Below are 11687 nucleotides of genomic sequence, written 5' to 3'. Positions count from 1 at the left end.
AACAGGAGGTCCATCATGGGCAATCAGTATCCAAATCACAAACTTAAACTTTTTACTTTGAACGCAAACGAACCTTTAGCAAAAGAGGTAGCTGACGTTATTGGTCGACCACTCGGCGAATGCTCTGTAAAACGTTTTAGTGATGGAGAAGTTCAAATCAACATCGAAGAAAGTATCCGTGGCTGTGATGTTTTTGTCATTCAGTCGACATCGTATCCTGTCAATGACAACCTAATGGAACTCCTAATAATGATCGATGCATTACGCCGAGCATCTGCTCGTACGATCAACGTCGTGATGCCTTATTACGGCTATGCACGTCAAGACCGTAAAGCCCGTTCCCGTGAGCCGATCACAGCGAAGCTCGTTGCAAACTTGCTTGAAAAAGCAGGAGCGGACCGCGTAATTGCAATGGACTTGCACGCACCACAAATCCAAGGGTTCTTCGATATCCCGATCGATCACTTGGTTGCCGTACCTTTGCTTTCGGACTACTTCAAGAACCAAGGTTTCAAAGGTGACGATATCGTAATTGTATCTCCGGATCATGGTGGCGTGACACGCGCTCGTAAGATGGCGGATCGCTTGAAAGCACCGATTGCAATTATCGATAAGCGCCGTCCAAGACCGAATGTCAGTGAAGTCATGAACATTGTCGGGCATGTAGATGGTAAAATCGCAATTCTAATCGATGATATCATTGATACTGCAGGTACGATTACTGCGGGTGCAAATGCGATTATCGAAAGTGGAGCGAAAGAAGTCTATGCATGTTGTACACATCCAGTATTATCTGGACCAGCAATTCAACGTATTAATGACTCACAGATCAAAGAATTGGTGATTACGAACACAATTGAACTTCCGGAAGACAAGAACTCACCTAAAATCAAGCAGCTATCTGTTGCAAAACTTATTGGTGATGCGATTGTCCGTGTGTTCGAAGAGAAATCAGTGAGCACACTATTCGACTGAGCCGGCACCAAAGTTGGCTGTGATTGTGCACGAAATGTTTTGGAACGTCTGGTAGCGGGTATTTAGTATGTAGGAAAACTTTATCTAAAAAAGGGGACTAAACATATGAGTACAGCATTACAGTCAGAAAAACGAGAAACTGCACCACAATCAGCATTGCGTCAATTACGTCACGAAGGGAAAGTTCCTTCCGTCGTATACGGTTTTAATACAGATCCAACATCCATCACTGTTGAAGAGCGAGACCTCCTTAAAACGATTCAAGCACATGGTCGTAACGGAGCATTCAAATTGAATGTGGATGGAAAGCAAGTAGACGTCATGTTGAGTGACTATCAAGCTGACGTATTGACAGGGAAAGTCGAGCACGCAGACTTCTTGGCAATCAACATGTCTGAAGAGCTTGAAGTGGATGTTACTATCCACTTAACGGGAGAGTCTGTTGGTGAAAAAGCAGGCGGCGTTGTTCAACAGCCACTTTGGGAAGTGAAAGTGAAAGCGAAGCCATCTGACATTCCAGAACACATCGATGTAGATGTATCCAAACTGGATATTGGTGAATCGATTCAAATTTCTGACCTCCGCGCAGGTGCGAAGTATGAAATCCTGAACGAAGATGAAGAGACGGTCGTTCTCATTTCTGCTCCACGGACTGCTGAAGAACTAGAAGCACTCGATGAAGAGACTGCTGGTGAAACTGCAGAACCTGAAGTTGTAAAAGAGAAAGATGAAGACCAACAATAATTACAAGGAGCGCACGGCATTCCGTGCGCTTGTTTTTTCGTTTGTCGATTTTTTGAAAGAAAGAGAGTAATTAGATGAAAATGATAATTGGGCTCGGCAATCCGGGCAAACAATATGTGTCAACCCGTCATAATGTCGGGTTTCAAGCAATCGACTTACTTGCAGAACAACTGAACGCCCCTGCTATGCAAACAAAATTCAATGGAATGATCACCACGGTGCATGTAGGAACGGAAAAAGTCATGCTTGTGAAACCATTAACGTATATGAACCTATCCGGTGAATGCGTACGTCCTCTCATGGACTATTACGAAGTGAACGACGACGAAATTGTCGTCATTTATGATGATCTGGACCTTATCCCCGGAAAGCTGCGTCTTCGAGAAAAAGGTGGTGCGGGTGGTCATAACGGTATGAAATCATTGATCGCCCACTTGGGGACGAACGAATTCAATAGGATTCGCATTGGTGTCGGCAGACCTGATGGACCGATGAATGTAGCGGATTATGTATTAGGCGCATTCAGCAAAGAGGAACAGCCGATGATTCAAGAAGCCGTGGAAAGAAGTGCGTCCGCTTGTCGTGCATGGACTGGGACTGACCGACCATTTCTTGAAATTATGAACGAATATAACGGAGCAAAAGCATAAGTCTGCCCACATCTGCCTATACTTGTACAAAAAGAGAGGCGGTCTGATGGGTGATTTCTTATCGTTGCAAACATTGCCAGACTGAAATCGGTTCAATTCCGTTCGCATCCGTCGAGGAAACGATCCGTGAATTACTAAAGGCTGATGAAACGAACAAGGAGCGCTTTGTCGAAGTGGCTCATCATGGAGGACTCGAAGTTCGTTGTATTTGCGAACAGTGCGAGTGTTCGATGGAAGCGTCTCCGAATTACTACACAGTTGATAAGTGGCTTCAATAAGAAGCCTGGCTTTGGCACCTTTTGAGGGTGTGCAAAGCTTTTTGTGCTTATCCATTTCATGGAGAAAGGGACGGATTCGAATGGATTCACTAGTAAACTACTACGAAACAACTGCAGAGATTCAGCGATTGACGAGTGAACTGAAACAAGGGCACGATCGCCAATTGCTCACTGGATTAGCGGGTGGTGCAAAGACACTCCTCTTCCAAGCGCTGCAACAAGAAACGGGCCGTCCGATGCTCATTGTCTCTCCGAATATGTTGCAAGCGCAGCGTACATACGAAGACCTAGTCAAGCTGTTGGGCGAAACTCATGTCCACTTATATCCGGCAGAGGAGCTTGTTGCTGCGGACTTCGCTTTTGCCAGCTTCGAACTCCGTGCGGGACGTATTGATACATTGAACCATTTGGCAACACATACAGAAGGCATTTATATCACACCTGTTGCGGGCTTGAAAAAAATTGTTCCCTCCAAGGAAAGATGGGAAAGCAGCACACTATCTGCTGCGGTCGGCGACTCGATTGAAACAAGTGAGTGGCTCCAGCGTCTGACGAGTATGGGATATACCCGTCAGGAAATGGTGACAGCACCGGGTGAATTTGCTTTGCGCGGCGGTATTTTGGATGTCTATCCACTCACAACAGAAGATCCTGTACGGATTGAACTCTTTGATACGGATATCGATTCCATTCGAACATTTTCGGCTGAAGATCAGCGCTCTAAGGGGAAGCTGGAACAGCTGACGCTGTTACCTGCAACCGAGTTTACGTGGTCTGCAGAAGACCTCCAGCAGATGGCGGACAAACTGGAAGGCGCTCTTTCAAATAGCTTGAAAAAAGTGAAAGATGAGCTCGTTAAGGAGAATTTGTTACTGGCGATCTCAGGGGATATTGAACTGATGAGAGCTGGTGTTCAGCCTGAGAACATGGTGAAGTATGCTGGATTTGCAGGAGACCAAGTAGCGGAGATCGGAAGTTACTTGCCGGAACATGCACTGGTCGTCTTCGATGAAATCAATCGCATACAAGAAGCAGCAGCAACTCTCGAAAAAGATGAAGAAGAATGGCGGCTGTCCTTATTGGAAGAGGGGAAAATCGTCCATGATGCCAAGCTCTCTGTTTCATTTACCGAAGCCCATGCCGCGTTGAATACGAAAACTTTATATCTCTCTTTATTCACTAGAAGTCTGCCTGGAATCACGGTGAAGGAAATCATCTCGACTTCATGTAAACCGATGCAGCAATTTCACGGTCAAATGAACTTGTTGAAATCGGAAATGGAACGTTGGCGACATAATCAGTTCAATGTCTTCATCCTTGCTGAAGGGAAGGAACGTGTCGATCAGGTCCACTCCATTTTGAGGGATTATGATATAGATGCGACAGAGAACGGAGTCGCGACAAAAGAAGGAATAATTACGGTGTTAGATGGCAGTCTGCATGCCGGCTTTGAACTTCCATTGCATCGTCTTGCCGTTCTTACTGACGGGGAGCTATTCAAAGGGAAGCCGAAGCGGAGGACACGTCCTCAAAAAGCATCGAATGCCGAACGCATCAAAAATTATTCGGAGATCCAACCTGGCGATTACATCGTACACGTCAATCATGGTATTGGTAAGTACTATGGCGTTGTCACGCTGGAAGTCAGTGGGATCAGTAAAGACTACCTCGATATCCGATACCGGGGCGAAGACAAGTTGTTCGTCCCGGCGGATCAAATCGACTTAATCCAAAAATATGTGGCTTCTGGTGAGAAGGAACCGAAACTTCATAAACTGGGCGGAGCTGAGTGGAAGAAGACGAAAACGAAAGTCACTGCTGCGGTAAAAGATATTGCGGATGATCTCATAAAGTTGTATGCCGAACGCGAGGCGCAAAAAGGTTATGCGTTTTCTGAAGATGATGACCTCCAACGTTCGTTTGAAAATGCCTTTCCTTACGAAGAAACTGAAGATCAGCTCCGCTCGATTGTGGAAGTGAAGCAAGATATGGAAAAGGAACGTCCAATGGACCGGTTGCTGTGTGGAGACGTTGGATATGGCAAAACGGAAGTTGCGATTCGTGCTGCATTCAAGGCGGTTTCAGATGGCAAACAAGTTGCTTTTCTTGTTCCCACAACTATCTTGGCGCAGCAGCACTATGACACTATGAAGGCGAGATTCGCAGACTTCCCGATAGAAGTATCGTTGTTAAATCGCTTCCGATCCAAAAAACAACAAACGGAAACGAAGAAGGGGTTAAAAAACGGCACGATCGACGTTGTCGTAGGTACGCACAGACTGCTTTCTAAAGACGTCGCTTATCAAGACCTGGGACTGCTGATTGTGGATGAAGAACAGCGTTTCGGTGTCACGCATAAAGAAAAACTCAAACAGTTGAAGACGAATGTCGATGTCTTAACCTTAACCGCAACACCTATTCCACGGACGTTGCATATGTCGATGATCGGGGTACGTGATCTGTCCATTATCGAAACTCCGCCAGCGAATCGTTTTCCTGTACAAACGTATGTCATGGAAAATAACCTTTCGTTAACACGGGAAGCGATTGAACGTGAGATGTCCCGAGGTGGACAGGTTTTCTATTTGTATAACCGTGTAGAAGATATGGCGAAGAAGGTCGATGAAATCCGCCAGCTTGTCCCTGAAGCCCGCGTTGGCTTCGCTCATGGACAAATGGGAGAAGCAGCGCTAGAAGAAGTCATTCTCAGTTTCCTGGAGGGGGAATATGACGTTCTCGTCACGACCACGATTATCGAAACGGGAATCGATATCCCGAACGTCAATACCCTACTTGTACACAATGCAGATCGAATGGGGCTCTCTCAGTTGTACCAGTTAAGAGGGCGCGTTGGACGTTCGAATCGTGTGGCGTATGCGTATTTCCTCTATGAGCGAGACAAAGTGCTGACGGAAGTCGCAGAAAATCGACTTCAGGCTATAAAAGAATTCACCGAACTCGGATCTGGATTTAAAATCGCGATGCGTGATTTGTCCATTCGCGGTGCAGGCAATCTACTGGGATCCCAACAACATGGGTTCATCGACTCTGTTGGCTTCGACTTATACTCTCAAATGCTTCAAGACGCGGTCGAAGAGAAACAGACAGGCATTTCGAAAGAAGATCGCCCGGATCTCGAAATTTCACTCCCCATCAACGCCTATTTACCGGATACGTACATTAAAGATGGGTATCAGAAAATCCAAATGTACAAACGTGTCAAAGCGATTGAGGCAGAAGAAGACTTTAACGAATTGTGGGATGAAATGACGGATCGCTTCGGGGATCTTCCATATGAAGCGGAATTGCTGCTTCGTGTTGGGCGGATAAAGGCTTGGGGGAAAGCTGCGGATGTTGTTTCGATCAAGAAACGGCAAACTATGATCGAAATTCGCTTCTCCTATGAAGGAACTGCGAAAATTGATGGAGCGAAACTTGTGTCAGAAACGCTCAGTCTCGGACGCGCCGTCGGTTTCACGATGGATAATGGAAATTTGCTTATTACAATCGATGATCGACGACTTGGACAACAAACTGAATTTGATATACTGGAAGCGATTATGCGACTTTTACAAGACGCATCCAAAGAAACAACGGAAGTGGATGCCGGATAGCGCCACCCCTGCATAAAATGCCCATGTATGAACCATACTGAAACCGTAGCGCGGATTTCATATGGAAAGTGAGGCATCATGCATGAAGGCAACCGGTATCGTCCGCAGAATCGATGACTTAGGAAGAGTGGTCATCCCGAAAGAGATTAGACGAACACTTCGGATTCGCGAAGGGGATCCACTCGAAATTTTTACGGACCGTGATGGGGAAGTCATTTTAAAGAAATACTCCCCGATTTCTGAGCTAGGTCAATTCGCGGTCGAATATGCAGAAACGTTGTATCAGACACTCGGCACTCCGACGCTCATCAGTGATCGGGATGAAGTGATTGCTGTAGCAGGACTTGCGAAAAAAGACTACATGAATCGTCAAATCTCCGCAGATGCAGAAGAAATGTTAACGAAGCGTACTATGATCACTGAAAAGATGGAGAAAACGGTTGAATGGGTTCCAGGACAAACGGAACAAGTGAAATCGTATTGTGTTACGCCGATTGTCGTAAACGGTGATACGATTGGAGCCATTTATCTGCTTTCAAAAGTCCATTTCATCGGTGAGCCCGAACAGAAAACCGCAGAAACCGCAGCACTGTTTCTGTCCAAACAAATGGAACAGTAACGCACCTGCACAACCTGAGAACCTCGGGATGTGCGGGTTTTTTTGTGCTTATCGTGTCATGCTGTCGTTTCAAGCTTCGAATGGTATAATGGACACCATCTACAAGACGAAAGAGGATTCAGTATGGCAGCATCGGAATGGACTATGAAAACATTCATGAAAGGTGCCTCGATCTTAACGATATCTGCACTCATTGTGAAACTGCTCGGGGCTGTCTATCGCGTACCTTTTCAAAACTTGGTCGGGGACAAAGGATTTTATATTTATCAACAAGTGTATCCTTTCATCGGCATTTTCATCATCTGGACAACGTATGGAGCGGCCGTTGCGATTTCCAAGTTGCTGGCAAGTACACAACTTCCTGAAGAACGTCGTGCTATTTTAAAGCTATCTTTTGTCTATTTAGGTGTGCTAAGTATCATTGCATTCGTCGCCCTTTTCTCAGGAGCGTCACTAATCGCGTCTCTTATGGGAGACCCTGAGTTAGCACCCTTGTTGCGGACTGGCGCGTATGTACTGCTCGTCATGCCGTTTCTCGCAGTATTTAAAGGAACATTCCAATCGCGTGGAGAAATGGTACCCATCGCTGTTTCCGGTGTGGGGGAACAGGGGATTCGTGTTGCCATCATCCTTATTGGTACTTGGGCAGCGGTTCAATCAGGAGCATCGCTATACGAAACTGGAACGATCGCTGTTTGGGGAGCCGTCATCGGTCAGACGGCAGGCGTCGTACTGCTTGCGTTGTGGAGCCGCAACTCGTTGAATGCACCTGCTATCGGATTCTCTATCGATAAACGAAGAGTAATTAAAGAACTCACGCTGGTCAGTTTGAGTGTCAGCGCGAGTTCGCTTATTTTACTGTTGTATCAGATGGCGGATGCGTTTACGATTTTGAATTTATTGATGAGTTCCGGCGTTCATGAAGAGGTTGCAATGACAGGAAAAGGGATTTACGACCGAGGGCAGCCGCTTGTCCAGCTAGGCAGTCTCATTGCAACAACACTTGCAATGGCGATTGTGCCGCTCATTTCATACCATACAACGGTTTCTGGGGGACGCAGTGCATGGCCATTTGTTCGTTTGACCTTCCGCGTGGCCATTTTGTTCGGTTGGGCAGCGGCAGTTGGACTCGCTGCTCTGTTACCGCAAGTAAATGTGCTGTTATTTGAAACGAGCGAAGAATCTTTTGCACTTGCTGTGTTTTGCGTGCAGATATTCTGGCTGTCTCTCGTATTACCGTTATGTGCAATCTTGCAAGGGGCAGGTTCAGGGAAAATACCAGCATTGTTACTGCTTGTTGGGCTCGCAGTGAAAATTTTGGCGAACGTTCTGCTCGTTCCTGTTTATGGAGTGACTGGAGCTGCATTGGCCGGAAACATCGGATTTGCAGTAACAGCGGCGGGATTGCTCGTCTACTTCAAACGAATGTGGCCAGTGCGACTGGCCCCTGGTAGATTCTACGGCTGGATATTACTTGCAACTATTGCAATGATTGTTGTGGTTGAGCTGTGGTTATGGATCATCAGCACCTTCACTCAAGGTGGAAACTCAAGGTCAGTTGCAGCGCTGTCCGCCTTTCCTGCAGTGATGTTAGGGGCCTCCGTATTCTTAATCATTGTTATGAAGTCCCGTATTTTGGCAGAAAAGGACTGGTATTTGTTACCGTTCGGTAAGCGGTTCGCACGAGTACAATTATTATTGACGAAAAAGAGAAGGTGAAGGCATGTATCCAATTACGATTGTAGGACTTGGTTCAGGGGAACTGGATCAGCTGTCCGTTGGGGTTTATCGGAAACTGAAAGAGGCACAGACACTCGTTGTACGGACAGATCAGCATCCAGCTGTGGATGAATTGAAGTCTGAAGGTATACAAATGGTGAGTTTTGATAGTGTGTATGAATCCAAGGACGCGTTTGAAGCGGTCTATGAGGAAATCGTTGCAAAGCTGCTGAAGATGGCGGAAGAGAAACCTGTGACTTATGCGGTCCCTGGTCACCCGCTCGTTGCGGAGCGTACGGTTCAGTTGCTCATTGAGCGAGAGAAAGAGGGACAAGCAGTACTCGAAATAGCTGGGGGGAACAGCTTCCTAGACCCCATTTTTGCGGCACTTCGGATTGATCCGATTGAGGGGTTCCAACTCGTGGATGGTACCGAATTGAGACAAGATGATATACAGATGCGACAGCACGTACTGATTGGTCAAGTGTATGATGCATTTGTTGCGTCAGATGTGAAGTTGACGTTGCTGGAGAAGTACGCGGTCGATCACCCAGTTACGATTGTGACGGCTGCAGGTACGTCTGCTGAAGAAGTGCGTACGGTGCCGCTCGTTGAATTGGATCGGGAAACGCGTATAGATAATTTAACGACGGTTTACGTGCCCCCTGTTGTTGAACAGACGGACCGTTTGAAAGAATGGCAGACATTCCGTGAGATTATCGCAAAACTGAGGAGTCCTGAGGGGTGTCCGTGGGATCGTGAGCAGACACATGAATCATTGAAACGGTATATGATTGAAGAAGCGCATGAAGTGTTGGACGCGATTGACCGTGAAGATGATAACGATCTGATTGAAGAACTAGGCGATGTGCTGTTGCAAGTGTTCTTGCATGCTCAAATCGGTGAAGATGATGGATACTTCACGATGGAGGATATTTTGCAGGCGATTGGCGATAAGATGATTCGCAGGCATCCCCATGTCTTCGGAGAAACCGATGTGGCAGATGCCGATGAAGTCTTAAAAAACTGGCAAGACATTAAGAGTGAAGAGAAGCCGAAGAGGGATTCGTTGCTGGACGGACAAGCATTGTCGAGCTCCTCGCTCCTGACGTCCTTCAACTACCAGAAAGCCGCTGCACGCGTAGGGTTTGACTGGCCGGATGTTGAAGGTGCCTTCGAAAAGTTCGAAGAAGAATGGCGAGAATTCAAAGACGAGGTGGCAGATGGAACTCAGGCCTCCAGGACAGATGAGCTGGGGGATGTCTTTTTCACACTAGTGAACATCGCACGATTCTTAAAATTGTCTCCCGAGGAAGCGATGCAGCACGCCAATCAGAAATTCAAGAACCGGTTTTCTTATATTGAGCGTTCTGTAACTGCAGGTCGTGGATCGTTTGACGATTATACTGTGGATGAACTTGAAGGATTTTGGCAACAAGCAAAACGTGAAGGAGGAACACAGGATGAGACTCGATAAATTTTTAAAAGTGTCACGGTTGATCAAACGCAGAACCCTTGCGAAACAAGTGGCGGATCAAGGCCGGATTACGATTGACGGGAAAGTAGCGAAAGCATCATCAGACGTGGCACCGGGGAATGAACTGGCAATCCGTTTCGGCCAAAAGATCGTAACAGTTAAGGTGAACGAACTGAAGGCATCTACGAAAAAAGAAGATGCGGCGATGATGTATACGATTTTGAAAGAAGAAAAACTCGAAAAAGTGGATCCGGAGTTTTTGGATGACGAAGACTGATTGAACATGACAGGAAACTTCCTGTCATGTTTTTTGTTGGACGCGCATAGGATGGCAGTGTACAAATCAGACAGGGGGACAGACTATGCAAATTCAAACTGAAAGTCCAGCTTACACAATTCCATCCGGTGATCACGTCGTGACCATGCGGAACCGTAAACGAATGGATCTTACATCTGTTAAAACGATTGACCGGTTTGATCAGGAAGAGTTCTTAGTCCGTACATCGCAAGGGATGCTGACCATTAAAGGAGAAGAATTACGCATCGTTCACTTGGATGTGGACAAGGGACTTCTCACACTCGAAGGCTCTGTTGCCACGCTTCAGTACGATGAAGAAGAGACTGGTTCACGTAATTTCCTCCATAAATTGTTCGGATGAGCATATCCGCGCAGTTTGTGAGCTTACTTGCAATGATGGGGACAGGAATCATCGCAGGTGCATTCATGGATATGCTTGGAACGGGTATTGCCAATACAGGGAAGACTTCCATTATTCGCAGAAGGGCCATCTGGCTTGAAACAGTTGGATGGTTACTTACGGGAGGCTTCGCATTTGCTGTATTGTTCGTTTTTCGTGATGGGGCGTGGCGGATGTACGACCCGCTCGCCCAGCTATCGGGATTGTTGTTGTATGCCACCGTATTCCACAGACCTTTCAGACTCCTTGGGAGAATTATTATTGCTTTGCTCATCCGGCCGGTCCTTTTGGTTTTTCAGATGATATTCTGGTTCATCAGGTATGTATTCCGCGTGATTCATGCACTTATTTTGCTGCTCTCCCAGCCCTTTCGATTCATCTATCATAGATTCTTCAGTTATCACTTCAAAAAAAAGCCAAAGTAACGTATACTATATAATTAAGACATCTGTAAAATTGTAATTGAGGGGATGTGCAGGAGATGGAGCAAAAGGGTAGGAAGTTCACTTCCTCATCGGTTGCATCAATTGAAACTGAATATGTCCGCTCCATGCAACGAAAAGAGGACTGGCGACGCAAGCAAAAGAAGCGGCTTAAAGTGAAGCTGCTTATATTTGCAATGATTGTTGTAGTTACATTCGGAGGCATTGCGAGCTACAATCACCAACAGAAAAAAATGTTGGCCTCAAAACAACAAGAAAAACAGGAATTGATCGAACAGCTTGCGGTAAAGACTAGTGAACAGGAACAACTGAAAAAGCAGTTGTTGAAACTGGATGATGAAGAATACATTGCAAAGCTGGCACGTAAGGAATACTTCGTTTCGAACAAGAACGAAATCATCTTTTCTCTTCCGGAAGGGAAGAAAGATTTGAACAAAAAAGACGACGGAAAAGAGTAGTCTTATTGACAC

General features: G+C 46.2%; 12 protein-coding genes. All 12 read left to right on the top strand.

The window, feature by feature from the left end; genetic code table 11:
- Window positions 1–15 precede the first annotated feature (15 nt).
- The 12 genes from H9659_RS14305 (at window position 16) to H9659_RS14250 (ending at window position 11675) form a co-directional block, all read left to right on the top strand.
- A complete protein-coding gene (locus tag H9659_RS14305) occupies window positions 16–975 on the top strand; it encodes a ribose-phosphate diphosphokinase (protein WP_191691810.1) in 960 nt (319 codons plus the stop codon).
- A 105-nt stretch (window positions 976–1080) separates the two neighbouring features.
- Window positions 1081–1719: a 50S ribosomal protein L25/general stress protein Ctc gene (locus H9659_RS14300; protein WP_191691809.1), complete on the top strand. Its 639-nt coding sequence runs from the start codon at window positions 1081–1083 to the stop codon at window positions 1717–1719.
- Between the two features lie 74 nt (window positions 1720–1793).
- Complete coding sequence (pth, locus tag H9659_RS14295) at window positions 1794–2369, top strand: aminoacyl-tRNA hydrolase (RefSeq protein ID WP_191691807.1); 576 nt, start codon at window positions 1794–1796, stop codon at window positions 2367–2369.
- A gap of 50 nt (window positions 2370–2419) precedes the next feature.
- Window positions 2420–2647, top strand: a complete 228-nt coding sequence (locus tag H9659_RS14290) for an anti-sigma-F factor Fin (protein ID WP_191691805.1) — start codon at window positions 2420–2422, stop codon at window positions 2645–2647.
- A gap of 80 nt (window positions 2648–2727) precedes the next feature.
- Window positions 2728–6261 carry a transcription-repair coupling factor gene (mfd, locus tag H9659_RS14285; RefSeq protein ID WP_191691803.1) on the top strand — a complete coding sequence of 1178 codons (3534 nt, stop codon included), beginning with the start codon at window positions 2728–2730 and terminating at the stop codon, window positions 6259–6261.
- An 82-nt stretch (window positions 6262–6343) separates the two neighbouring features.
- A complete protein-coding gene (gene spoVT, locus H9659_RS14280; RefSeq protein WP_191691802.1) occupies window positions 6344–6880 on the top strand; it encodes a stage V sporulation protein T in 537 nt (178 codons plus the stop codon).
- A gap of 123 nt (window positions 6881–7003) precedes the next feature.
- Complete coding sequence (locus tag H9659_RS14275; RefSeq protein ID WP_191691800.1) at window positions 7004–8599, top strand: putative polysaccharide biosynthesis protein; 1596 nt, start codon at window positions 7004–7006, stop codon at window positions 8597–8599.
- 4 nt (window positions 8600–8603) lie between these two features.
- On the top strand, window positions 8604–10076 hold the full coding sequence (locus H9659_RS14270; protein ID WP_191691798.1) for a bifunctional methyltransferase/pyrophosphohydrolase YabN: 1473 nt from the start codon (window positions 8604–8606) through the stop codon (window positions 10074–10076).
- Window positions 10063–10353, top strand: coding sequence for an RNA-binding S4 domain-containing protein (locus H9659_RS14265; RefSeq protein WP_191691796.1), 291 nt, complete (start codon window positions 10063–10065; stop codon window positions 10351–10353). Before H9659_RS14270 ends, H9659_RS14265 begins: the two co-directional genes overlap by 14 nt.
- Before the next feature lie 85 nt (window positions 10354–10438).
- Window positions 10439–10735 (top strand): sporulation protein YabP, encoded by a 297-nt coding sequence (gene yabP, locus H9659_RS14260; RefSeq protein WP_191691794.1) that lies wholly within the window; start codon window positions 10439–10441, stop codon window positions 10733–10735.
- Window positions 10732–11199 (top strand): spore cortex biosynthesis protein YabQ, encoded by a 468-nt coding sequence (gene yabQ / locus H9659_RS14255; protein ID WP_191691792.1) that lies wholly within the window; start codon window positions 10732–10734, stop codon window positions 11197–11199. The genes yabP and yabQ overlap by 4 nt, the downstream gene beginning before the upstream one ends.
- Window positions 11200–11255: 56 nt before the next feature.
- On the top strand, window positions 11256–11675 hold the full coding sequence (locus H9659_RS14250; RefSeq protein WP_191691790.1) for an FtsB family cell division protein: 420 nt from the start codon (window positions 11256–11258) through the stop codon (window positions 11673–11675).
- The last annotated feature ends 12 nt before the right edge of the window (window positions 11676–11687 follow it).

It is taken from the genome of Sporosarcina gallistercoris (genome assembly GCF_014836415.1).
Lineage (GTDB): Bacteria > Bacillota > Bacilli > Bacillales_A > Planococcaceae > Sporosarcina > Sporosarcina gallistercoris.
Note: the sequence above shows the minus strand (reverse complement) of the source record. Positions and strands in the feature narration are given on the sequence as shown.

Bases quoted from the DNA above. Each gene is read 5' to 3' on its own strand.
- H9659_RS14250 (WP_191691790.1), top strand. From the start codon at position 11,256: ATGGAGCAAAAGGGTAGGAAGTTCACTTCCTCATCGGTTGCATCAATT.
- H9659_RS14270 (WP_191691798.1), top strand. From the start codon at position 8,604: ATGTATCCAATTACGATTGTAGGACTTGGTTCAGGGGAACTGGATCAG.
- pth (WP_191691807.1), top strand. From the start codon at position 1,794: ATGAAAATGATAATTGGGCTCGGCAATCCGGGCAAACAATATGTGTCA.
- H9659_RS14275 (WP_191691800.1), top strand. From the start codon at position 7,004: ATGGCAGCATCGGAATGGACTATGAAAACATTCATGAAAGGTGCCTCG.
- spoVT (WP_191691802.1), top strand. From the start codon at position 6,344: ATGAAGGCAACCGGTATCGTCCGCAGAATCGATGACTTAGGAAGAGTG.
- mfd (WP_191691803.1), top strand. From the start codon at position 2,728: ATGGATTCACTAGTAAACTACTACGAAACAACTGCAGAGATTCAGCGA.
- H9659_RS14265 (WP_191691796.1), top strand. From the start codon at position 10,063: ATGAGACTCGATAAATTTTTAAAAGTGTCACGGTTGATCAAACGCAGA.
- H9659_RS14300 (WP_191691809.1), top strand. From the start codon at position 1,081: ATGAGTACAGCATTACAGTCAGAAAAACGAGAAACTGCACCACAATCA.
- yabQ (WP_191691792.1), top strand. From the start codon at position 10,732: ATGAGCATATCCGCGCAGTTTGTGAGCTTACTTGCAATGATGGGGACA.
- H9659_RS14305 (WP_191691810.1), top strand. From the start codon at position 16: ATGGGCAATCAGTATCCAAATCACAAACTTAAACTTTTTACTTTGAAC.
- yabP (WP_191691794.1), top strand. From the start codon at position 10,439: ATGCAAATTCAAACTGAAAGTCCAGCTTACACAATTCCATCCGGTGAT.